General features: G+C 46.8%; 20 protein-coding genes and 1 other annotated feature. Of the genes, 10 read left to right on the top strand and 10 right to left on the bottom strand.

Annotated features, from left to right (window positions below):
• Positions 1 to 44 precede the first annotated feature (44 nt).
• A complete protein-coding gene (locus ABXR35_RS17425; protein ID WP_367063263.1) occupies positions 45 to 692 on the top strand; it encodes a hypothetical protein in 648 nt (215 codons plus the stop codon).
• A 111-nt stretch (positions 693 to 803) separates the two neighbouring features.
• On the opposite strand, the gene ABXR35_RS17420 is transcribed toward ABXR35_RS17425, so the two are convergent.
• From ABXR35_RS17420 to ABXR35_RS17410, 3 genes are all read right to left on the bottom strand, one after another.
• A complete protein-coding gene (locus ABXR35_RS17420) occupies positions 804 to 1,808 on the bottom strand; it encodes a cation diffusion facilitator family transporter (protein WP_367063261.1) in 1,005 nt (334 codons plus the stop codon).
• 502 nt (positions 1,809 to 2,310) lie between these two features.
• The gene (locus ABXR35_RS17415; RefSeq protein WP_367063259.1) at positions 2,311 to 4,854 is read right to left on the bottom strand and encodes a diguanylate cyclase domain-containing protein; all 2,544 of its coding nucleotides are present in this window, start codon (positions 4,852 to 4,854) and stop codon (positions 2,311 to 2,313) included.
• Between the two features lie 39 nt (positions 4,855 to 4,893).
• Positions 4,894 to 5,481 (bottom strand): biliverdin-producing heme oxygenase, encoded by a 588-nt coding sequence (locus ABXR35_RS17410; RefSeq protein ID WP_367063257.1) that lies wholly within the window; start codon positions 5,479 to 5,481, stop codon positions 4,894 to 4,896.
• Positions 5,482 to 5,888: 407 nt separating this feature from the next.
• On the opposite strand from ABXR35_RS17410, the gene ABXR35_RS17405 reads away from it, so the two are divergent.
• Entirely contained in the window at positions 5,889 to 6,434 is a 546-nt protein-coding gene (locus ABXR35_RS17405) for a hypothetical protein (RefSeq protein WP_367063255.1), read from the top strand.
• Positions 6,435 to 6,574: 140 nt separating this feature from the next.
• On the opposite strand, the gene ABXR35_RS17400 is transcribed toward ABXR35_RS17405, so the two are convergent.
• Positions 6,575 to 6,970 (bottom strand): hypothetical protein, encoded by a 396-nt coding sequence (locus ABXR35_RS17400; RefSeq protein WP_367063253.1) that lies wholly within the window; start codon positions 6,968 to 6,970, stop codon positions 6,575 to 6,577.
• Between the two features lie 282 nt (positions 6,971 to 7,252).
• Complete coding sequence (locus ABXR35_RS17395; protein WP_367063251.1) at positions 7,253 to 8,491, bottom strand: multidrug effflux MFS transporter; 1,239 nt, start codon at positions 8,489 to 8,491, stop codon at positions 7,253 to 7,255.
• Between the two features lie 213 nt (positions 8,492 to 8,704).
• Between ABXR35_RS17395 and lipA the strand changes: the two genes are divergently transcribed.
• On the top strand, positions 8,705 to 9,598 hold the full coding sequence (gene lipA, locus ABXR35_RS17390; protein WP_367063249.1) for a lipoyl synthase: 894 nt from the start codon (positions 8,705 to 8,707) through the stop codon (positions 9,596 to 9,598).
• Positions 9,599 to 9,618: 20 nt separating this feature from the next.
• Positions 9,619 to 10,281: a YutD family protein gene (locus tag ABXR35_RS17385; protein ID WP_367063247.1), complete on the top strand. Its 663-nt coding sequence runs from the start codon at positions 9,619 to 9,621 to the stop codon at positions 10,279 to 10,281.
• A gap of 111 nt (positions 10,282 to 10,392) precedes the next feature.
• On the opposite strand, the gene ABXR35_RS17380 is transcribed toward ABXR35_RS17385, so the two are convergent.
• A complete protein-coding gene (locus ABXR35_RS17380) occupies positions 10,393 to 11,202 on the bottom strand; it encodes an NAD kinase (protein WP_367063245.1) in 810 nt (269 codons plus the stop codon).
• A gap of 716 nt (positions 11,203 to 11,918) precedes the next feature.
• On the opposite strand from ABXR35_RS17380, the gene ABXR35_RS17375 reads away from it, so the two are divergent.
• The 3 genes from ABXR35_RS17375 (at position 11,919) to ABXR35_RS17365 (ending at position 14,965) form a co-directional block, all read left to right on the top strand.
• Entirely contained in the window at positions 11,919 to 12,296 is a 378-nt protein-coding gene (locus ABXR35_RS17375) for a globin domain-containing protein (RefSeq protein WP_367063243.1), read from the top strand.
• Between the two features lie 55 nt (positions 12,297 to 12,351).
• Positions 12,352 to 13,068: a DUF2225 domain-containing protein gene (locus ABXR35_RS17370; RefSeq protein ID WP_367063241.1), complete on the top strand. Its 717-nt coding sequence runs from the start codon at positions 12,352 to 12,354 to the stop codon at positions 13,066 to 13,068.
• Between the two features lie 166 nt (positions 13,069 to 13,234).
• Positions 13,235 to 14,965, top strand: coding sequence for a methyl-accepting chemotaxis protein (locus tag ABXR35_RS17365; protein WP_367063239.1), 1,731 nt, complete (start codon positions 13,235 to 13,237; stop codon positions 14,963 to 14,965).
• Positions 14,966 to 15,389: 424 nt separating this feature from the next.
• On the opposite strand, the gene ABXR35_RS17360 is transcribed toward ABXR35_RS17365, so the two are convergent.
• Together ABXR35_RS17360 and ABXR35_RS17355 are read right to left on the bottom strand one after the other, a co-directional pair.
• Complete coding sequence (locus tag ABXR35_RS17360) at positions 15,390 to 15,620, bottom strand: hypothetical protein (protein WP_367063238.1); 231 nt, start codon at positions 15,618 to 15,620, stop codon at positions 15,390 to 15,392.
• Positions 15,617 to 15,769: a YycC family protein gene (locus tag ABXR35_RS17355; RefSeq protein ID WP_367063236.1), complete on the bottom strand. Its 153-nt coding sequence runs from the start codon at positions 15,767 to 15,769 to the stop codon at positions 15,617 to 15,619. The genes ABXR35_RS17360 and ABXR35_RS17355 overlap by 4 nt, the downstream gene beginning before the upstream one ends.
• Positions 15,770 to 15,992: 223 nt before the next feature.
• Between ABXR35_RS17355 and ABXR35_RS17350 the strand changes: the two genes are divergently transcribed.
• The gene (locus ABXR35_RS17350) at positions 15,993 to 17,798 is read left to right on the top strand and encodes a M3 family oligoendopeptidase (protein WP_367063234.1); all 1,806 of its coding nucleotides are present in this window, start codon (positions 15,993 to 15,995) and stop codon (positions 17,796 to 17,798) included.
• 597 nt (positions 17,799 to 18,395) lie between these two features.
• On the opposite strand, the gene ABXR35_RS17345 is transcribed toward ABXR35_RS17350, so the two are convergent.
• Positions 18,396 to 20,093, bottom strand: a complete 1,698-nt coding sequence (locus ABXR35_RS17345) for an S-layer homology domain-containing protein (protein WP_367063232.1) — start codon at positions 20,091 to 20,093, stop codon at positions 18,396 to 18,398.
• 588 nt (positions 20,094 to 20,681) lie between these two features.
• On the opposite strand from ABXR35_RS17345, the gene ABXR35_RS17340 reads away from it, so the two are divergent.
• Positions 20,682 to 21,089 carry an O-methyltransferase gene (locus tag ABXR35_RS17340; protein WP_367063230.1) on the top strand — a complete coding sequence of 136 codons (408 nt, stop codon included), beginning with the start codon at positions 20,682 to 20,684 and terminating at the stop codon, positions 21,087 to 21,089.
• Between the two features lie 530 nt (positions 21,090 to 21,619).
• On the opposite strand, the gene ABXR35_RS17335 is transcribed toward ABXR35_RS17340, so the two are convergent.
• A complete protein-coding gene (locus ABXR35_RS17335) occupies positions 21,620 to 22,597 on the bottom strand; it encodes an aldose 1-epimerase (protein WP_367063228.1) in 978 nt (325 codons plus the stop codon).
• A gap of 161 nt (positions 22,598 to 22,758) precedes the next feature.
• Positions 22,759 to 23,132 (top strand) — a binding site (T-box leader).
• 339 nt (positions 23,133 to 23,471) lie between these two features.
• Here ABXR35_RS17335 and trpS point away from each other — a divergent pair.
• Positions 23,472 to 24,461: a tryptophan--tRNA ligase gene (gene trpS, locus ABXR35_RS17330; protein ID WP_367063226.1), complete on the top strand. Its 990-nt coding sequence runs from the start codon at positions 23,472 to 23,474 to the stop codon at positions 24,459 to 24,461.
• Positions 24,462 to 24,463: the final 2 nt, after the last annotated feature.

Raw genomic sequence — 24,463 nt, 5'->3', positions numbered from 1 at the left:
GTAATAGAATGCAGAGTAAGTTTGGATAAGAGTAGAGGTGCAGCATGGGGAAACGAATACAACGTATTCGGTCATTTATTAGCAAATGGCTGGATCGCGATCAGGATCATAGCATCAAATGGGCAGAGGTGTATTTGGCAGTAGGTGGTGTGTTTCACCGCGCATTGGTGGAGGCTCCGCGCAAGCGTGCAGCAGCGCGTCGTCAGGAGAGTGATCTACCCGTCTCACGAATCCGTGAGATTCCACTGGAACCGGGCGATATTCTGTATACGCCTAGTTCGGAATCGACGTATTATGCTGGGCATATGGGCATTCTCGGTACAGATGGGCGTGTATATCATGTGCATCCATTTGGTCCCGTATTCTCGGATACGGTGGAATGGTATGTCAAACGCTTTTATATTGGCGATCGCTTTGTCGTCTTCCGTGCGCGTCGTGAAGGCGTAGGTGTGCAGGCAGCAGAGTGGGCAGAGCAGCATTACCAACAGGTCAAGGCGTATCGTTTACAGACGGGGATGGATGATGTCGCCAGCAACTATTGCTCCAAATTTATTGATCAGGCATATCGATTTACTAGCGGTACCGACATCTGGGGGAAAGGGAAAAGAAAAATCCGGCACGGATATATTTACCCGTTTCGCATCGTCAAATCGGCAGAACTGAAAGTAGTCGGCACGTATTATCGCGCTTGAGGATGTCCTCTTTTCCTAGCTAAATGTGTACCTGCAATACAATAAGCCTGTGCAGAAGAAGAAATCTGCACAGGCTTATTGTATTGCAAAATCAAACGGACATCCAAGCGATTATACGCGATCCAGATCGGCATCACTGTCTTTCCATGTTTGAACCCGATCATCCTCGATGATGCTGAGCGCTGCGTCAGCAATATCAGGATTGGTGAGCAGCGCTTGCTGTACGCGCAATTTGATATCATCCGCATCTGCTAGTGTTAAGCCCTGCTTCAGCTCAATCACACCATCTACATGATAATACCGACCTTCTTGGACGATACGCAGCATTTGAATATCCGCGACCTGTTCATCGGCAAAGATCGTCTGTGTCACTTTATCCTCTACATCCTTTGGCGCAGAGACACCGATTAAGCCAATCATATTGTCATAACCGACTCGGAAGGCAACAGCGATCATCAGACAGCCAATCATCAGCGTGACGATACCGTCTAACAGTGCAAAGTTGGTCAATGCAATGACAATGACTGATATGAGCGCCAGTGTTGCGCCTAGTACCGCCACAATATCCTCGTAAAAGACAAGACGTGTCGGAGGTGCTGCGCGTCCGACATTGCGGAACGCACTGCTTACAATACCAAAGCCGTGCGCTTCCGGTGCGCGCGACTCGTGAATAATCTCCTTCATTGCTTTGATCAGAATAAGTCCATCCACCAGAATATTAATGATCAGCACAACAATGTTCAGCCATACACCACTACCGCTCGCTGCGGGATGTTGAAGCAGATGAATACCTTCGTGGATCGTTTCGTACGCCATAATCGTGACGACAATGACCGCAATCATGCAGAAAATATTAATAACCCGTCCGAAGCCGTTGGGAAAGCGGGGGGTTGGCTTCTTTTCGGACAAGACACTGCCAACAAAGACAAAGCCCTGATTGACCGCGTCTGCTAATGAGTGCATCGCTGACGCGAATATTGCGCCGCTGCCACTAAAGGCAAACGCAACGCCTTTGCAGATGGCAATAACTGCATTGCCGATCATGGCAACCGCGGATGAGGTATTTCCTTTTTTGATCAGTTGTAGCAGAGATTCTTTTGGTGGTTGCTGGGACATATAACCCTCCTTGAGGAATAAAATAGTCGTGTTGCTATACCGCATCACCACATAATGTCTCCTAACCGTATGGCGTCGGATACCGTGAGATTTGGCAGCGATATGTAGGTTGTTTAACGGTAGCCTAGCTTATTATACAGCAATCTGTTGAAGTGTCATGTGCCATAAAAAGCTCTGATTCGTTCCTTTATATCTGCACCTACATAATGGATACGTCATAATATTCACTTGATGAGGAAAGGGATGATGTTGGAAATGCGTCTAACAAAGTTTTACAAAGCGCAACGTCAGATGCTTCCAACGCCGCTATATTTTTTTGATAAATATCTGTATTCTCCTTCTGCACCGCCGACTCATTGCCTTTTTGATCCATCAACCGAAAACAGCCCGTCATCCACCTTTACCATCTGTACAATCTCGTTGCGATGGCTCCGGCGATGCGGGCTGTTTTCTTGTATTCTTCCTATTCCTTTCGATCTATGACGGATCTACTCTCATTTCCTTACAAAAAGGCAACCTGATTTTTGCCTAAATTCTTCGCCTGCATCAATGCTTCTTCCGCACGCAAAATGAGGTCTGTTGGGTGAATGAGTGGATCTGGCTGCATCATAACTCCACCGACACTGACCGTAATAAAGTCGCCGGTTTCCGCCATATTGGCAGGGATTTGTAGGGCAAGTACACTGCTGCGAGTATCTTCAGCAAGCTGTACCACATCATCCTTACTGCTGCCGCGCAGATTGATCATAAAGGTACCGCCGCTAAACCGAGCAATATCCGCTTCGGCGCGACCTGCGATTACATTCAGTACGTCCGCGACCCATTGTACGCACAGATCGCCGCCGTTGAGACCGTGGATCGCATTATATTCACGCAAATCGTCAATATCGACGAGCAGCAGTGACATCAGCTCCTCCTGCTGAATGGCAGTATACCAGTCCTCCATCAGCTTTTTCTCAAATGATACGCGGTTAGGCATATCCGTCAGCGGATCGGTGGTCATATAGCTTTGTAGCTGATCACTCATGACATTGTACGCCTCTTCGAGACCGGTGTCTGGAGTCGATTCTCGCGCAATGATCATGACAGACGGCTTACCACCATAGCTAATTGAAGCGAGCGTCAATTCCAGCTTCAACGAATCGCCGTTCCGGTTTTGGAAAAAGCTATTGTTGGTGATCATATGGATCAGATTCTGTTCCAGCTGCTCCAAATACTGAATCATCTCATCCTTGGATTCATCCTGTACAAATTGTAGGAAATCCAGACCGAGCAAATCCTCACTGTTGTCCAGACCAAGTATGGCGGCTGCTTCATGATTGGAGTAAATGATTCGCCGTTCCGTCAGGGTGAAGAAAGCGACGGGTGACATTTCCATCAGCTGTAAGTAGCGCTGCTCATTCCGACGCAGGGTACGGGCATCCTGTAATGCCTGTTCTTCTACCTGTCGTAGCTGATTTTCCGTTTGTCGATGAACAATCGCTTTTAGCTCTGGTAAAATATTCAGCTCTTTGGGTTGCCACGGGAATGAGGTCGATTGCACAACCTGCCGCCATTTTTCAAACGATTTACGAGGAGACAGACGAATACCATCGTTCTCCTGAATGACCGCTTTGGCAGGATCACCCGCCCAATCTACAATTTGTAGTACCTCAGGACGGAACCAGATGATGTAATTTTGCTGTCCCGGCGAAATAGCCAGATACAGCGCACCAGACGCTTTGGCTTTGTATGCTTTGGCAGGCTCATATTCCAGACTCAAGCGCGAAGTCGCATAGATATATTCGCGCGAACGCCCGCCCATCCAACCAGCAAGCTCCCGAATCTGCTGTGGAGTCGGTGTATTCCCAAATGTGAGCAGCTTATCCTGATAACTGATCGCCGCGCCGGAAGCGCTCATCAGTGCCAGCAATGTATTTTCCTCGTCATGCAGCTGCTCTGATACACGAACCGAGCTTGAATTGCCGGTAAAAAAGCCAGCAATGCGCAGCGCCGTTTTACGCAGCTGTAACTCGGATTCATAATCGTCCAGCTGTTGCCGCTGATACAGCTCACTGGAGAAGAACGAACCGAGGAAATTGCACAGATTGCGCTTGCGATGCGAAATATATTTAGCCGAATAATGATGGCAGGTGATTAGACCCCATAGCTGATTGTCATGAATCAGCGAAATGGTCATCGTCGCACCGACACCCATATTGTGCAAGTATTCAATATGCAGCGGGGATACACTGCGTAGTACTGACAGGCTGAGATTGAGCGGCTTGCCAGTCAGCGGCTGAGTTGTTGGAACAATTTCCACAGGCTCATAATTCACATCGACAATCAGTCGCAGCCAGTTGCGCAGGTACAGCGCACGCGCCTGCTTCGGAATGTCGGAAGCGGGATAATGATGACCAAGAAACGGCTCCAGCCCTTCATTTTTGGACTCAGCGATGACTTTGCCGTTCCATTGACTGTCGAATTCATAGATCATGACGCGATCATAGCCAAGCATCTCTTGAATCTGCTCCGCTGCCGCTTGACTGGCTTCGACACGATTGCTGGTCTGCTTGATTCTGCCGAAAAAGCTTTGAATCCATTGGAATTCATTACTGCTGATCGCTTCATCCTCGGCAGGGTATTCCATTTCAATAATGATGAGCCCTTCACTTTCATGTAAAACCACATAGAAGTCGACCATTGCATCGCCGACTTCCACCTCTATTTCTATATATTGCAGATCGGATGTGGCTTCTGCACGCAGATCGCCACGCAGCAGGGCAAATAGCTGCTCCTCACCGATGATCGCTTCCAGCGGTTGACCAATCAACTCGTCTGGCGTGCGACCCAACAAATCCTTCGTATTGGCACTACACTGAACAATCTGATGCTCGCTATCCTTCGTAACGGCAAGCAGGATACCGTGCGGCTGGATGCGGCCCGGTATGTGAATCGGTTCTTTATCGCAATTGGTTAGGTCAATCGGTTCCTTGGTAACGTAATTTCCGTCGGTTAGCAGCGTGCGATTGAGCGGCTGATCATTCTTGTTGCTGGCGTCAGACATATCAAGCTGACCTCCATTCCTTTGTTGTGAGAAGACGGATTAAGCATGAAACCAAGCATCGAGTAGCTGGAATGTTTGGCGGGCAGCATCAATAATCTCTTGCTGCTCCTGTGGCGATTGACCGCTATTGATGACCAACTCACGGAAACTCTGCCATTGGTCACGTGTTTCCTGACCATATCCATGAAAGTAAGAAATACCTGCTCCCGGTTCAACCGGTAGGAATTTCATCAATTGTTTCGTAATAATCTGTCCACCTAGCGTGGAGCCTTCGATCACATACATGCTGCCAATGAGGCGCGCAGGCGCAGAGATGTCTGGCAGACGATCGCATAACGGTAGTGCATCCAATTGCTCGCGAGTGACACCGAAATGCAGCAGATCCTGCTCTAGCAGAGCGGTCTTTCCACGAATATCCATATCTAGTCCAAGCTGCTGCGGCAGGCCAGAGGAGATAGCATGCTGCTCTAATGGACGCAAAAAGCCGTAAAACAGCTTCAAGTATTCTGTATATTGAGGCAAAGTCATACTTTTGTTCATCATAGAGCGCGCATAGTCATTGTTTTCAATCTGACGATGTGCTTCCGCAGTATCGGTCCGCAGACGCTCCAAAATATCGGTGGTCATTCTCATCGCATCCTTTACAGAAAAAATATATAGGGGTATACATAAACATACATTCATAAGGTTGTTCGATACACAGCAAACACAAGCGTTCCTATCGTTCGGAGCAATGAGAATTTTTGCACATATAAGTAACCGCTTTAACTAATAAGGCATCAAGGCTCAAGTCTGATCGGTAAAGCAAAGCTACCTGTATAAAACTGTCCCACCATTTTAACACGACCAACCGGGCAAAAATAGTTTGGATTTCAATGTTACACTGCTTTCATAAACAGATTTTTCCACAAAACACACGAAAAATAGTAGGATTGTAGCAGAACGTACCATATAATGGAGACAAACGCAAATCAATCTGTCACCAAAACACCTCATTTTGATCCATGATTCTACATAATGGAGGGTGACCATGTATGAACATATCCTTTGTATCGTCGTTGTTATCAGTTGCTTGTGTTGCATTGCTGACTGCATGTAGTACCGGTTCCATCCATCAGCCATCTGCTGCCGCCGTCAACCAAGCTGCCATTTCCACTGCTTCCACAGGAACGATTGTGCAAGCTCAGAGCAGCGAGGCTATTCCGGCGCAGGAGACATCCGATCTTCATTATGATGAACAGGCACGACAGGCGCTCAAGGATACACTGAATATTACCTTTAAATTGCTGAATGCTATGCAAAAAAATGATGTCGCTTACATATCAACCATTGCCGCACCAGATGTTCAGATCAATAACGAGCGACACAGTATAACCGTGGACGATTATGAACGTCCTTTTCTAAAGGGAATCGGGCTGGGCAATCTGGAATATCGTTATTATTTTCCGCAAAGTGCAAATCAGATCGAATTAGGCTTTGCCTATGTACCGCAGGGCGAGAATCCTAGCTATACGATTGTGTTTGATTATGTACGCAGTACGGATGGGCAATGGCTGTATCATGGGCATATTACCCGCTAATATTGAAAAATACGAATCATACAACTGCAAACGATGAATAGTAGCAAACAGGCTGTCTACCGGGCAAGAAGCGCGGTAGACAGCCTGTTTGTTGTATCATCATTCATTTGTTATGAAAAGAATTAGCAATTCAAACCTGCTCAAAGGGAGGAGCTATTCGATGCAGCAGGTTTTTTGCGCAGCCAGAGGATGGAGAACAGATACGCAGCCAGCAACGTCGCTGTAACAGCGCTTATCCATGTCCAATGCAGTAGAGCAGCATGCTGCGACTGACGTACCAGATCGAGTCCGTACCAGAACAGCAGTAGAGAGACAACACCTGTCATCGCCAGCCCGCCCAGTGCGGTACCATACCGATGCAGCAGCGACAGATGAACAAAGCTGCGAATCCGATCCCGATAGTGTACCGCCGTCATTCCCACATAGACCATGCTAAGCAGCACATTCCACCCGGTATGTAGCCATAGAAAGTTTATAATCATGACAAACACGACTGCCCCGGTTATTTTACCAAAATGCTTATCAATCCACATCATCTACATTCCCCTTTACCATTCAAGTTATAGTTCATACAAAGTCATATATTCTACAAAGCGATATAGTCGTATACGTTCGTACATCGGTATGAGTTGGTTACAGTTTTATATCGGATAATTCTATCCCAAATGTAGATTATTATGGATATTAATGGATTTAGGATCAATCGAATAAGGTAATGAAGTGATCCAAATCGAAAACAAAAAAGCGGCGCTTTGCAAATGATGCAAAACGCCGCCTTTTCTCAAGCGAATATCCAGTTAAATAATTGTCTTCCTACATTATGAGTGTACAGAAGATTGTCTTTTTTTGACCAGCAATAGGAAGCAGATCACCGCTAGCGTCTCCGCTGTGAAAATAACGACGCTCATCGGCACTGCTGTCGTTCCGCTGCCCAGACCAACCAATGGCGATGCAGCAGCTCCCAGCGTCAATGGCAGAAGACCGAGTAGAGCGGAGGCACTACCCGCTGAATTGCCCTGTGTTTGCATCGCTAATGAGGTAGAGGTGGCAGCAACCGAGCCAACACACGATACAATCAGGAATAGCATGGCTGCGATTAAGAACAATCCGCCACCAGCAAAGGCGATAATGAGCAGCAACAACGCTGCGGTAAACGCAACTGTTAAGCTAAGACGAAGGATGCGCAATTCACCGAACTTGCCAGACAGACGACCTGCCAGCTGCGAACAGATGACGATCCCAAGACCATTCAGTGCAAAGAACAGACTGAAGCCCTGCGCCGATACGCCGAAAATATCCTGAATGACAAAGGGGGAACCGGAAATATAAGCAAACATCGCCGCCGTCACAAATGCTTGCGACAGCGCGAAGCCGATAAACGCATGATCACGTACAAGCCGTCCAAACGTACGCAATGTACGACCCAGACCGCCTTCCGCCTTGCGATCCGCTGGCAGCGATTCCGGCAATCCGAATAAAACTGCAAAAAGCATAATAGCTCCGATAATTGCTAGTACCACGAACACGCCTTGCCATGGCACGACCTTGAGCAGCAATCCGCCGATGATCGGTGCAGCAATCGGTGCTACCCCGTTGATCAGCATTAATAGAGAGAAAAATTTGGTCAACTCATGACCGGAATACAAATCCCGTACAACTGCCCGCGAAATGACGATTCCGGCAGCTCCGGTTACACCTTGAATAAATCGCAGCAGAATCAGCACCCAAATGTTGCCTGTAAAGGCGCACAGAAGCGAGGAGATCGTATACAGCACAAGCGAGAATAACAGCGGCATCCGGCGACCTTTCACATCGCTGAGTGGTCCCACCACCAGCTGTCCAAAGGCAAGACCGAGCAGACACGCCGTCAGACTAAGCTGGGCAAGCGATGCCTGCGTATGTAGATTATCCGCCAGCGTTGGCAATGCCGGTAGATACATATCAATAGATAGTGGCGCGAATGCCGACAGCGAACCGAGAATGAGCGCAGTCAGCAGACGACGTGAGGAGCTCATGTTTGCGGCTGATAGCGTTTTATTGGTATTTGTTTTGTTCATATCATCATATAGTCCTTTCTGTAGCTTTGGCGAATCGCCTTGCAACCGCCGTATGACGGGAGTGGAGCATCCGCACGACAATCCTTAGTGTAAACGATCATTACCATTTAAACAAAGCAAAGATTTCAGGCTTATACATTTCATGCTATAATGAATCCCAATGATCGATAAATCCTGAATGACAATACACCCGAGGAAGGTAGGTCAAGCATCTTGTCTACAAAAGCTAAGCAACCGAAGCCCGAATGGATCAAAATCAAGATGACCAACAACGAAAACTATCAGGAAATCAAAAGCATGATGCGTTCCAAAACGCTGCATACCGTATGTGAGGAAGCTCGTTGCCCGAACATTTACGAATGCTGGGCGAACCGGACTGCCACATTCATGATACTGGGGGATATCTGTACGCGCGCCTGCCGTTTCTGTGCGGTCAATACAGGCATGCCAACAGAGCTTGATTTGCAAGAACCAGAAAGGGTAGCTGAAGCCGCGGAGCAGATGGGCCTGAATCATTGTGTTATTACAAGTGTTGCCCGTGACGATCTGAAAGACGGCGGGGCAATGATTTTTGCGGAAACGATCCGTGCCATGCGTAAACGCTTGCCATTGTGCAGCGTAGAAGTACTGATTCCTGACTTTATGGGCGATATTGAATCGCTCCGAATTGTAATGGATGCCAAGCCGGATATTTTGAACCATAATATCGAAACGGTAGAGCGCATGTCTGATCGCGTCAGAGCGAGAGCGAAATATCCGCGTTCGATGGAACTGCTACGCAATTCCAAAACGCTGCAACCGGACATTCCGACCAAATCGAGCATCATGCTAGGTGTGGGCGAGGAATGGGACGAAATTTTACAATCTATGGATGACCTGCGTGCCGTGGATTGCGATATTCTGACGCTGGGTCAATATTTGCAGCCAAGTCCGAAGCATCTGAACGTGGCCAAATATTATACGCCGGAAGAATTCGCCATTTTAAAAGAAGAAGGACTGAAGCGCGGATTCAGCCATGTAGAATCCGGTCCGCTCGTTCGCAGCTCCTACCATGCGCATGAACAGGTAAAATCCGCATCCAAGTCGAAGGAAGCTTCGACCGTTTAATTGCGAAAGGCGGGACGACCTTGATTCAGATTGGTGGCAAAACCTACGAGATCATCAAAGAATATCGGAATGGCTGGAATGACGAGGTTTTCCGTGAACGCTATAGCGAGGTGCTGGAACGGTATGACTATATTTTGGGCGACTGGGGCTACAATCAGCTTCGGCTCAAAGGGTTTTACCGAGACGGACATCCCAAAGCGGCGAAGGATAGCTCATTGTCCAGCTTGACCGAATATATTAACGAATACTGCAATTTCGGCTGTGCCTACTTTGTTCTGCAAAAGACTAAAGATGGTCCACCGGAAGCCAAATCCAGCGAAGGCGGCGACAAACCGCAGCGCTCTAGCAAAAACCACGGCAAACGTGACCGTGGCGATCGTCAGGACAAAGGCGCTTCCGGTCAAAAGCAGGGCAAGCAACAAGCCGCTGCTTCGTCCACAGCCAACAGTTCTGCCGATCACCAGACCAAGGAGTCTTCTCCACGGCAAAAGCAGCAGAACCACCAGAATCAACAGCAACACCAGAATCAACAACAGCAGAATAACCAGCAACCTCAGAACCAACAGTCTCAACAGCAATCTCAGCAACAGACGCAATCCAATCGGCAACAGCAAGCTCCTGCTCCGGCAGCTCCTGCGCCCGCAGCAGCTCCACAGGCAGCCAATGAGCCACAGAAGGATTGAATAGCAAAAAGCCTTCCCATTTCCGCCGGATTATCCGGTTGGCGCAGGGAAGGCTTTTTTGGTATTTATACTATTGGAATGCTGTATCGCATCCTATTTGCCGCTATTGGCTTAGCCGAGGAACGACTGCCGTACCCGATTCCAGAACGGATAAGGGCGATAGCGAGCAAAGCTGACGCGAATATTCGATACCTGACAACGGATTGAGATTAGATCTTCAATCGGAATATTCAGATGATCCACAGTCAGCTGCAAACGCTGCTGCTTGCGTGAGTGAATATCGCAGTGATGATGCTTCGGCAGCATCATGGATGAGCCGAGTGTACGATACACCCGATTGTTGATGGATGCGATTTCGGCGATTTGTAGCGCTTCAATTGTTGGATGCACCATCGCCCCGCCAAGTGCCTTATTATAGGCTGTACTGCCAGAAGGGGTAGAGATACAGATTCCGTCGCCACGGAACATTTCAAAAATCTCATCATTAATATCCAGCTGTGCCACGATGGTCGTGCCATCCAGCCCTTTCAACGTAAACTCGTTCAGTGCCGTATAACGGGACACTCCGCTTTTGGCGTGAATCTCCAGATCAATCAGCGGATATTTTACAATCTTCGGATTGGTGTCATCCTCTTCGCTGACTTCACCTGCCATGAATTTTACCAAGTCTTCCAGCTCATCCGCTTTCCAGTCAGCATAAAAGCCCAGATGACCGGTATGGATGCCGACAAAGGCAAGATCGGGAATATGGTCAATAAACGTATGAAAAGCGTGCAGCATCGTGCCATCTCCACCGATGGAAACAACAATTTCCGGCGATTCCGCATCCAGCTGAAAGCCATATCCGGCAGCCAGCTTATGAAACCGTTCACTCAGTTCAATCGATAATTGGTCTCCGCGATCCAGTACATAGTATCTCAAGTTAGGGAAGCTCCTTTATCCAGAATCGTTAACCTGCTCCCTTTTGATGATAATCAATTCTGGCAATGAACACAATCTTTTTGGTTAGTTAGATTGATAGGATGCTGCTATAAATCCTAGATAGAAAGCCAGTTAACAGGCAAAAGTTGACATTCGTTAGCGTTGTGCAACAAAATCGCAATAATACAAGCTTTTGTAAAGAGCCTGTAATCTAATTGTTAAAGTAAACGCTTACAAAAAGGGTACTATTTTATATTCAGTATGGTAAAATGAAACCATAAGTTAACCGTAATCAACCGTCGGCAGTCAACAACACATTCAAGAATTGGAGTGATCATGATGGGTGTAAGTATTATTTCCGGACTTCTAGTGTGTGGTTTTGTATATGTCATCCGATCCTCTTTCGCGCAACCGGGGGAAGAAGACGGCAGCATGTACTGAAATCCGTTGTTATGACGTATAGGCTGAATGAAGAACTGCCAGCAAGTCGGCAGTATAAGCAATGTGAATCTACTTGTCGAACCTGAACCTATAGACGTAGCGTATAGTATACAATGCGCTGCAAAAGGACGCTAAACATTGAGTTAGCGTCCTTTTTTATATGTCGTCATTGTTGTTGATCGCGAGATAGCAGAAATTTCGACAACGCGCATCCCACTGATCCGGTAACTATGGTATACTTTGGGCAACAACGTAAGGAAAGTTGGCGATACGCTTTGAATACTCGTGCATCCCTTTATGAGCTGCTTGGCGGTGCCGAAGGTGTCCGCCGTTTGGTGGAGGCTTTTTATCCGAAAGTACAGCAGGACCCATTGATCGGTCCTTTATTTCCAGAAGATATTCGACCTGTGATGGAGAAACAGTATATGTTTTTGTCACAGTTTTTTGGTGGTCCATCGTTGTTCTCTGATGCGTATGGTCATCCTATGATGAGGGCAAGGCATATGCCTTTTCCGATCACCAATGAAAAGGCGGACGCTTGGCTTGCCTGCATGAATGCCGCGCTATTAGAGATTGGCGTTCAGGATGAGCTACGTGAGTTTGTCGTCGACCGTTTGTCTGGTCCGGCGCATCATTTTGTGAACAGTCATTGAGTTCTGCATCGTCAGGATGCGGAATTATAAATAAATGGTGGGGGAAGAAGTACAGATGGAGGATTCCATACAGTTAGAACCGCTATATCAAATCACCGTCCATTGCCCGCAGTGCGAGGAAACGTTTCAAACGAGCCGCGTGCGTCCTAGCCTGAAGCGCGTTTCGCGTCGCGATTCTGACTTTTGCGCCTATTACCAACACGAGAATCCTGATTTCTACGTGGTACGTGTTTGTCCACACTGCGGCTTTGCTTCTACGGAAAATTCGATGGCAACGCTTAGTGCAGCGCACAAGCAGAAGTTTATGACCGAAATCGGCAATCGTCTTGCCAAACGCGATATGGGTGGTCATCGTACACGTGAGCAGGCACTGGAAACGTACAAGCTTGCTCTCATGTGCGCACAGACGATCGGCGACCGGGAACGCATTATCGCCAGCTTTTTGCATCATATCGCTTGGCTTCATCGTTATAACGGCGAGACGGAGCAGGAGTTGCGCTTTTTAACATATTGCATGGAGTCCTACATCCGTGTATATGAGCTGGAAAGTATCGGTGGCAGTGATGCCCGACTGATGTTCCTAATCGGTGAGTTGCACCGACGGTTGGGTCTATTTAATGAAGCGGTCAAATGGTTCTCGCGCGTCATCAATGATCAGCGTATTACCGACTCCGCGATGATTCGTGCTTCGCGTGAGCAGTGGGTCGTGCTGCGTGAGCAGATGCTTGCAAAAAATCACGATCTGCCTGACGAAATGAAAGAGAATGAATAATGATGCACCATTCCTAAACCGTATCTTGCAGGCTAACCCGCCTTGCTGGATACGGTTTTATTTGTCATGAACAAAAATGAGAATTCTCCTATTCGCAATATACATGATTGCTTTCTTGCTACCGATATAGCTGATGACAAGGTATAAGAAAAAGGAGACTATCATTATGCCAAAGTATTTTCGGAACAGAAGTCTAGTCTTTACCAGTTCAACATTGATTGCCATCATTCTATTGGCTTTGATTGTTGGTATGAGCTTGCTCAACTACAAACAAAGTCAGACGGCATATGATGAAGAAATTAGGCAGGTTGGGCAGGCATTTTCGAGTCAGCTTCAATTGAGCAGCAGCGAAATGCAACAAGGGTTACAGCAGCTACAAGCAAGTGATCAACCTTCATCTCAACAGCTGACGGATTTGAAGCGACAATTGGATGCGATGGTCGGAACAGCTTCGGTTACGAACGCATATATATTTTCTACAGATATTACCGAACGGGACGGCAAACAAATCTTAAAAGAGCTGCAAGCGAATCAAGCATTGCACGATATGCAAATGCTACCGGGTGCAGAGTATGAAATTCCAACGGATGTGCAAGGTGCATATACGCAAGTATTTCAACAAGGCACAGCGTTGACTGAGCCTTATACAGACAGTGCAGGCACATGGGTAACGTACTTGAATATGATCAAAGATGATAGCGGTCGCCCGCTGGCGATTTTCGGGCTGGATTTGGAAGCATCCACAGTCAAGCAGGAGCAGATGCACATGCTGCTGTACAGTTTGGGTGTAGGCTTCCTGATCGCTGCGATTTTAATCGGTGTGCTGATCATCTTGGTACGTATTGTACTCAAGCCGCTGCAAAAATTGGCTGCCGTATCCAAGCTGGCAGCGGACGGTGATCTGACTGTCAATTTGACCGTCAAAAGCAACAATGAGATCGGGCATACGGCGCAGGCATTTAACGATATGATTGGCGGCTTGCAGCAGCTGATTCGCGGTATCCAATCGACCTCTACCAATGTGACGCGCTCGGCGGCGGACTTGCAGATTAGTGCCGAGAAAACGACCGAAGCATCGCAGGAAATTACTGAGTCGATGCTGGAAGTGTCATCTGGGGCGGAGATGCAGCAACAAGCGACGCATGAGAGCCAAACGTCTATTGAGGAGATGGCGATTGGCATCCGACGCATTGCCGAATCGACACAGGTCGTAGCCGAACTGGCTTCCGATGCTACTTCACGCGCTAGTAAGGGCGAAGTAGAAATTGTCACTATGGTTGAGCAAATGCACAAAATTGAGCACAATATGTCGGGAACTGTTACTGTTCTGCACGAGCTGCAACAGCTCAATAGTAGCATTCAGGAAATTATGTCCTTTATCCGTGAGATTGCGGAACAAACCAATTTGCTAGCATTGAACGCCTCGATTGAAGCGGCTCGAGTAGGCGAATCTGGTAAAGGGTTTGCAGTAGTAGCGCAGGAGATTCACAAGCTAGCAGGTCGCTCTAAAGAGTCCTCCGATCAGATCGATTCCATTTTGAAAGGTATTCTAACCCATACCGAGCAGGCGGTTACCTCTATCGAGGAATCGGTCGATGTAGCCAAAAAAGGTGCAGAAATGTCGGATATGGCTGCATCTACCTTCCGCCAAATCGTATCGTCTATTCAGCAGGTATCGGGACAAGTATATGATGTATCCGCAGCTTCAGAGCAGATGTCTGCCAGCAGCGATCAGATTGCTGCTTCCTTAACACAGCTTGGTTCGGTAGCTTCCCGTTCATCCGCTAGCGCCAACAAAGCGCGCTTGTCTTCGGAGGAGCAGCTGGCTTTGATGGAAGAAGTATCAAGTCTATCGCAAGTCTATCGCAAGAATTGCGGAATTTGGCACTTGAGCTGAATCAGGTCATTCAACGCTTCCATGTATGATCGTATCAGGCTTAGATACCGTAGTATTGGATTCCGTGGATCGATGCAGTGGAATGAAGCGAATACAAGCTAGAGGATAGATAGCTCTAACCTAGAGGGCATGACATACAAGAACATGACATGTAAAAGCATGATATAAAAGAGCATGGCACGTAGGGACATGATATACAAAAAAACAGGCTTTGAACACGCAATATGCGAGTCAAAGCCTGTTTTTTTGTATAATCGCCTCAATAGAATGCAAATGATCTATCGTAGCAAGGTACATCGGATATGGTATATACATGATCCATACTAGACGGCACATCTACTACACCTATCATGTAGACCAGCTTCATTGAATAGCAAGCACAATGTCGATTCATGAAAGGATCATCTAATCAACAGTCGCAAGCTTAGCGCAATACAGCATCGGTCAGCAAATAATCGCTGTCGCTATCCAACAACGTCACCCGATTGCTACAGCATGGGAACACAAGCAGCTTTTTTTTACCGCTGTGGATCGTTGCCAGCTCCTTCGGCTTGATCGGCAGTAGTACATTTTCCGCTCTGCAAAATGGACACTCCTGAATATATACATCGTTCATCATAATATCGTAAGGCCATGCCTGGTTGAACGGAATCATTGAGATGAGTCACCTTGTTCATCCTTGGCTAGTTCAGCCAATTTTTGCATTAAAATATGCTGAGGCATGTGCATCAGCTGTTCAAGCGGAATATTCAGCTTCTCTGCCAGCTTGACGGCGGTGTCGGCTGAAATTTGCAATGGTCGCATGTCAGGCTTCCTCCTCCATACCAAAATAGTGTTGAATTAGAGTATACTATAGTTATACCCACTTGGCGATGGGAGATCTATGCTTGTTTCATCACACTATGACAGCAAGATCTACGCCAACTATTTGACATAGATACCTGCCTATTAAAGGTGTCTATACCCTATGGTACATATGGACCCAAGGTGGTCTATCTGCAAACTCACACAGAAAGGTGATGTCATCATGAACCATCCGCTCAACCAAACCTGGAATCTGGAACCGATCTTTGCTGGAGGCTCTAGCTCGGAACCACTACAGCAACATTTGCAGCAGCTGGCTGAAGATATTACAAGCCTAACTGAACAGGTCAAAACCGTGTCTGCTCCGAACACAGTAGAAGAATCCACTGCATTTGACGGCTTGCTGGAACAGTTGCAGCATGCTCGTATCCGTCTGCGTGAAGCTTCCTCTTTTGCAGGATGTTTGACGGCGCAGGATCAGAATGACAAGCAGGCGGTACGTCTGTCGGCATCGCTAGGCGATCTGTCCGCACGTTTGCAAAGTCTGTTTGTACAATTCCAGAGTGTGCTGCTGAATACAGAGGATGACGTATTCGCACAATGGATCAAACGTCCAGAAGTAGAGCCGATTTCCTTTTTCCTACATGAAATTCGCAGTCTGGCACGCGAGAAAATGACACCGGAACTGGAAAGTCTGGCGCTCGGCTTGGCAGTCGACGGATACCACGGTTGGAGCGATTTTTACGATACCATCGTCAGTCATGTCCGCATTCCATTTGAACAAAATGGCGAAACGGTACAGTTATCCGCCGGACAAGCTGCCAACAAAATGAACGATACCGACCGCGACGTACGTGAAGACATGTTCCGCAAATGGGAGGAAGCATGGACAGGAGTAGAGGATTTCTGCGCCGATACGCTCAATCACTTGGGCGGTTTTCGTCTCAAGTTGTATGATAACCGCGGCTGGAACAGCGTACTCAAAGAGCCATTGCAGATTAACCGCATGTCCCAACAAACACTGGATACAATGTGGGATGTCATTGTAAAAAACAAACCGATCTTCGTATCATATCTAGAGCGCAAAGCCCAAGTGCTAGGTGTGGAGAAACTAAGCTGGAATGACGTGGATGCGCCTATCGGAAATGTGGATAGTCAAGTCAGCTATGATGATGCCGCTGAGCTGATTGTAGAGCAATTCCGCAAATTCAATCCTGACATGGCAGACTTTGCAGTCAAAGCATTTGATCAGCGTTGGATTGAAGCGGAAGACCGTGCAGGCAAGCGTCCAGGTGGCTTCTGTACATCGCTGCCGCAAAGCAAGGAAACACGGATTTTCATGACGTATAGCGGTACAGCATCCAATGTATCGACACTTGCGCACGAACTAGGTCATGGTTATCACCAGCATGTGATGAACGATCTGCCTGCATTCAGTCAGCAATATGCAATGAATGTCGCGGAAACAGCATCTACCTTTGCTGAAATGATTGTTGCTGACTCACTGGTAAAAGGCGCTTCCAATGAGGAAGAAAAGTTGTCTCTGCTGGAAGATAAAATTCAGCGTAGCATCGCTTTTTATATGAATATTCATGCGCGCTTCCTGTTTGAAACACGCTTTTACGAGCAACGTCGTTCTGGTATGGTTGGCAGCGACCAGCTTAATCAATTGATGGAAGATGCGCAACGCGAAGCATTTTGCGATACACTGTCGTCGTATCATCCACACTTCTGGGCGTCCAAGCTCCACTTTTATAAAACAGGGGTTCCGTTCTATAACTTCCCGTATACCTTTGGCTACCTGTTCAGCACTGGCATCTACGCGCTGGCTCAGCAGGAAGGTCCAAGCTTTGCTGCACGTTACGATGCGTTGCTGCGCGATACAGGGCGCATGACGGTAGAAGATCTGGCGCAGAAGCATCTTGGTGTCGATTTGACTCAACCAGAATTCTGGCAGGGCGCTGTCGATGTGAGTATTGCCGATGTGAAGCTGTTCCTGGAAATGACAGAGGAGCATGCTTGTTCCTAAAAGGACGTTTTTTCTGAAAGGGAAAAGAAACTATAGGATTTCTTTATTAATATAGATGTACTGCCATAGGATGAATCATAATATTAATAATAATTTCTACAAGCATTATGTAGTGCAAATAAAGAATAACAGTGAAGTATGCAGTATGCAGGAAGGCGCGTGAGCGTCTTCCTTTTTATGTTGATCATGATAGTACCCCAATGGACACACGGCGAGATCAGCTACGAGTTTGTTGTTTGTAAAGGCTTGAGTATGGTTGACACCGTCATTGAATCTAACAATAACATGGTTAACCACATGATTCGGTATCGAAGAGTTACATACAGTAAAGCGAACGTAGAATAAGAGTACATGCTAGAAGATGAATCCTGTAGACTACTTTAGCAAGTAGACTTCAGCAGGGAAGCGAGTGAAAAAGCGACTACCTATCTGGTAGTCGCTTTTTGATGAGCTGGTAATTTAGCTGTGGTGATTGCAAGCGCGAGGCAGAACGATTAAAGACCAATAAGAGATAACAGGAACTAAGAAGAGGCTGAAAGTGTAGCATGGTGAGAATCATCATTTACGCAATAATCATATAAAGTTAGGGTTACCCGATTATTGCTTATTCATGTTATTAGCATAGGTAGTGAGCGCTGTGATAAGCTGAGTCGCTTCTGCTGTAGATACCGTTTTAACTGGCTCTAACTTTTCTGAGGTACCTGGTAGTATGCTCAGTGGCTTGACAGCAAGTGTCGCTGTATACGCCCAATGTTGTGGGGGGACATCAGTATATCCTGTAGTAGCGACCTGCTGACTTGGGTCTACCTGCTTAAGCCATGCTGCCACGATGACGGCTAGCTGTGCTCGTGTGACTGCTGCATTAGGGGCAAATTGCTTTTTTCCTACCCCGCGCATCCAGCCAGCCGCGGTCACAGCCTGGATAGCATCCTTCTGTGGGACATTAGCGATATCCGTATAGCGTGTTGCTGCTGTAGAAACTAGAGTGGTATCATTCATTGCTGCACGGAGTAAAGCTGCAAGCTCTGCTCTAGTGATCGGTGTACTGGTGATTGGGGTATTGGATGAATTACCAGCAGGTGTATTGCTGGAGTCGGCTGCTGTAGTGTCGCCTGTTTTGTGCTGAGCAAACAGCCAATCCATCATGCTCTGATCATGAAAGGCAGGTACCCACGACCAGTGCTTCATCGCACCATAGAAGCGTTGGCTATCCATAAAGGCATCGCTATACAGTGTTTCCTTCACTTGTGTCGATCCAAGCTCTGTTAATGCCTGATATGCCAGCTTGCTTGTACGACTATCAGTGATCGGATCATTTTCGGCATGCACGATCCAGATTGGCGTATGTACAAGTGATTTCAGCGCAGTTTTGAAGGCATCCACTGAGCCTTTATAATCAGCAATGGTATCTTTAGCGGCGATCACGATTGCGCCAGCGAACAAATCAGGGTATTGCATCAGAAAGCGGAAGGCACCGCCGCCACCGCTGGACACGCCAGCTACATAGATGCGATTCGGATCGACTTTGCCGTCAGCTATGAGCTGCTGGATGAATTGCTGCTGCATCGTAAAATACTGCTGCATTTTGGCTAGTTGATCTGGCTTATCATAGATGGCCCAGTCATAGTTTTGTGGATAATGTACCGCTAGCACAGAAGTATCCTTGCCAGACTCTGTCCAAGTGGTCGAGCCACGGTTCTCGGTCAACTGCTTTATATTGTCTGTGCCTACTTCGCCACCTCCATGAAGCCATACGACGAGTGGACGAGGACCAGCAGAGGAGCTAAGCTTCAAGCGATACGGTAATGATTCACCATCACTAGAGGTGATCACACCTGGTTTAAAATCATCTACCGTTTGAATCGAAAGCTGGCTCACGTCATCCGCTGTAAAGGACAACTCTGGGAATCGACTATTTTTCACAGCAAACTTTTCGATGGAGCCGCCTTTATAGAGAAACGGTCTAAAATTCAGGTGGATCAACTGTCCCTGCATGGATACGTTTAATTCATCATCGGCATAGTTGTTCTGTACGACTTCACCCTTCACGTTGAGTGGATAGCCATCATAATTGCCTGTGATATCAAAATCGCCTGCTGTCAGATCCCTATAGTGCGCAGGATCACTTACCTCAATATCGAACGATGTTACCATCGTTCCTGCATCGCCTACATGCGCTTGTCCGGTAATGTGAACCTTAGCTGCATCATCTGCAGCCACTGCTGGATATGCAAAGCTACTAGCTCCCAGTGCCGCCGCTATAGCAGCAACGATTCCTTTTTTCACCCAATTCATATCGATTACAGCCTCCCTCTTAGGAATGTACGACAAAAAAAGCGGGCTTAACACTAACAAATGGCCGATCTTCACGCAGCCCGCTTTGCATCGCAAGGAGCTTCATAAAGGAACCATATGTCAGGTTTTGCCCGCTTTCGCCGTTACAACCCTGTCATTTGTAGCTTTACCTTAAACAAAAATGATAACGCTGTCAACGTGCAGTTGATGCAAGCATCGCTGATATGAATGTATTCCTAGACATGACTGCCGATCGGATACAGCAATAAATTGAGTTGCAGATGGAATATCTATGCAATCCATGAGCTTCTATTCAATCTTAGCCGATCTGTACAACGCAAAAATCATTTTACACCATACTAAATATGTATAAAAGAGAAGCTTTAGTTTGCATAAATGCGCAAGATTAAAAACGCTATATTTAGCTTAGATCCTGTAGTTTTTTGGAATATAAAACAGTGAAATTTGTCGAATAATAGTTCTTTATAACTATTTATAGAATATTTACTTGCCACTACTTCATAATCACCATATAATGAGTCCGAAGTCCTGAATTTACATGATTGACAGAGAAAGGAAGGGGAAGAAATGCCTAAGAATGATTTGCCTTCGTTATCCAGACAAATAGACATTGTATTCAAAGAACTGGAGAATGAGCTGGCGCATCTGGATTCTGGAACGGTATTCGTACAGATTCGCAACAACATGATTGGCAAGTTTGGTATTAAGCACAACCCAATCAGCGGTAGAAATGGAGAATGGAACGGTCCAGAGGATGGTTTGACGGCAATGCAAATCAAATCTTTCCGCCAAATGGCAATTGAATCGCTAAAATTCAAAAACCACTGGACACACGGAGAACTCAGTTATGAATTCGCTGTATCCAAAGGATTGATCATGGTTGATACGGTTATCGAATCCAACTATAACATGGCGAACCACATGATTCGATATTCAAGAGCTACATACAACGAGGCAAATGCAGAATTTTCGTGATTAGCCAGTATGTGCACCGTCGATGTAATGTAGCGAACGGTGAGAAGTCAGTAATAAAGATAGCATTACAGGGTAGTTAAGATGGGGTATAGTTCAAGCAATGAAATAGCAAGAAACGTAGAGTAACAACTAGTTTGCGATTAGGAACACTAAAAAGTTAAGAAGTACACTAAGCAGTGAGAAGTAATCCAAAGTACAGCAAGTGGATGCAGATAACAATAGTAATACCTACAAGCATCAATCATTCAGAAGTAAATTAGATACACTATAGTAAGTAGTAAAATAAGAAACTATCATAACGATTGACCACAAATATCATAACTAAGCGACATAAGCAAAACTGCCATTGAACCGGAACAGGCATCATGATTCATGCCATTATATTAATTTATATTCCTATTCGGCCCGATTGAGCCACATACCTAGTGCACTGGGATGGAACAATGGATAACAAAAAAAAGCGGCTCCTAATGGAATCGCTTTTTTTGTTGCTTGGAATCTGAGTTATACCATAGCATGTCCATGTATCTTTACAGTTGTGTATACTTCTCAATCACATCCAGCTGCAAATTTAGTTCTACCGGTTGACCCGGATGCAGTTCGATCAGCCCGATAAATTCGCGCGGATGCGTCGAATTTGGCGCATCAGGTAGGCTGGTATAAGGCTCGATGCACAGAAATTGGTCACTTTCACCTTTGGTGTACAGTACCCAATATTTAAAATAATCAGGATCAGCAGAATAGCGCAAACCATAGCCGTCATCGCGTTTGAGCTCGGCGCTTACGGGACGTTTATCGCCAATGCGCAGCAGATTATCCCAATTGCGATGCTGCATATTCATGCCAGTATTCAGTTCTTCCCACTCATTCAGCGGTACCACTTCGCCAGTTGGAATCTGCTCTTCATCCTGCAACAGCTGATTGCTGACCGGAATTTTCAATGTCCAGCGCTCTGGCTCGCCATCTAGCAAAAACCAAGTATGCAGTCCGAACCCGAATGGCGCAGAATTTTCACCTAAATTTGTGATTTTCAGACGCTGCATAAGGGAGGTTCCCTGTAGCTGCAAGGTCATTTCTAGCTTGAGCGGTGTTGGATACTGACGCATCCAGTTGGGATCGTCGGCAGTCAGCAGCTCGGTGGTGATTTGGCAGCCATCTTCGCTTTCATCAATATCGGCAACACGCCATGATTGCGTACGGTGCAAGCCGTGAATATGGTTATCGTTGGCTGTATTTTGATCAAACTGGTATTCCACACCGTCGAATTCAAAATGTCCACGGCGGATACGTCCCGGCGGCATTAACATCGGCATGCCGAAGTGGTAGGGTTTTTGCAAATAAAAATCGAGTTCGCTTTCTTCAGGGCGGCGCAAAATCTCACGATTCTCCTGCATATCGCGCAGTCCGATTACATTGTTGCCAAGCTTGGGCAGCAGCGTGACTTCGAGCTGTTTGCTTTTAAGAATATAGGTTTCGTACTGGTTCCACGTTCCTTTGCTAACTGTCATTGCGCGGCTCCTTCCTCCTCTTGCAGAACAAATAAAGTGCAAAAATATTATCATTATCATACCAGATTTTTTAGGCAAAAAGCGATTTGACATTTGACGATTTGCCAATTATGATGAGTTTCAAAGAACACGTATTTTTTATACGTATTCTTTCTCAATATTTGAAAACGATGATAGAGAAGAGTAGGCAGAAGAATGCTTCTACAGAAAGCCGGTGGGTGATGGAAACCGGTGAAGATGGTTTGCCGAATGGACTCTGGAGTGCTAGGTTGAAGCGGAGATTGCCCAGCGATCGTCCTCAGTATGCCGGCCGGCAGCCCGCCGTTAACGTGGCATAAAGGCCGGATCAGAACTGCTGGGTTGCAGTGGTTACGAACGGGACAGCGTATATGTTACGCTGTTGTGTACTTGCCGTGATAAAAGGCAGGTAGGCGCACAGATTGCTGCGATTGTTGTAAAACGCAGTGTTTGCTGTCTGTTGTAGTATTTTCTGTTCCGGTAAATAAGGGTGGCACCACGGTCACACGTCCCTTGCAGGATGTGGGCCTTTTTTGCGTTTGCCCATATCCGATGATGGTGCAGGCGGATCAATGGGCAGACCATTTGGACGCGCTGTACATATAATAGTACGAAGTTTGAGATGTAACTGCACTGACGTACAACGTTTCAAAGCGGCAATACTAGCAAGGCTTGCAAGCTACAGTACAGCATTTGGCTTATATCAATCATAACTGCATAGCGTGCATCGCAAGCGTAGTTGGTACAGCAACTAAGCAGTGTCTCTGCCGCGATTATATGTCGGCTAAACACGATTGGTATATAGGATGCACATCACTGTATGCCCAGCAAGTCAACAATAAGGGAGGAAACAAGCATGAAAACTGTATTATCCGGCATCCAGCCGAGCGGTCTGTTGACCATCGGTAACTATATTGGAGCCATCCAGAACTTTGTTCAACTGCAAAATGAATATAACTGTTACTTTATGGTCGTTGATCTGCACGCAATTACCGTTGCTCAGGAACCGGCAGCACTGCGCGAAGCATCCGAATCGGTTGCCGCCCTGTATCTTGCCGCAGGTCTGGACCCGTCCAAATCGAATATTTTCATGCAATCGCATGTGCCGCAGCATGCGGAATTGGGATGGATTATGACGACGCTCGCTTCGATGGGCGAGCTGGAACGTATGACCCAGTTTAAGGATAAATCCGCAGGTAAAGAAAATATCGGTACTGGTCTGTTTGTCTACCCAGCACTGATGGCGGCAGATATTCTGTTGTACAACGCTGATCTTGTGCCAGTAGGCGACGATCAGAAGCAGCATTTGGAGCTGACCCGCGATCTGGCAGCACGCTTTAATCATCGGTTTGGCGAATATTTCACGATTCCTGATCCGTATATCCCAGAAGTGGGTGCACGCATCATGTCGCTGGACGACGCTAGCAAAAAAATGAGTAAAAGTAATCCCAATGCAGGTAGCTACATTGCGATCCTCGACCCACCAGATGTCATTCGCAAAAAGTTCAGCCGTGCAACGACGGACTCTGGACGCGAAGTGCAATATGATCCGGCAAACAAACCGGAAGTGAGCAATCTGATGACGATTTATTCGCAATTCTCAGGCTTGAGTCTGGCACAGGTAGCTGACAAATTTGAAGGTCAAATGTATGGAGGATTCAAAAAGGAATTGGCGGAAGTGGTTGTTGCCGGTCTGGAACCATTGCAGCAGCGCTACAAGGAAATCCGTGAATCTGGCGAAGTACGCGATATTCTCCGCCAAGGCGCGGAACGTGCGCAAGCCTCGGCAGAGAAAATATTGACTGGCGTAAAAGAAAAAATGGGCTTTCTGCCTGCATCACGATAAGC

The organism is Paenibacillus sp. JQZ6Y-1 (assembly GCF_040719145.1).
GTDB lineage: Bacteria > Bacillota > Bacilli > Paenibacillales > Paenibacillaceae > Saccharibacillus > Saccharibacillus kandeliae.
This window is presented reverse-complemented; position numbering and strand designations above follow the sequence as displayed.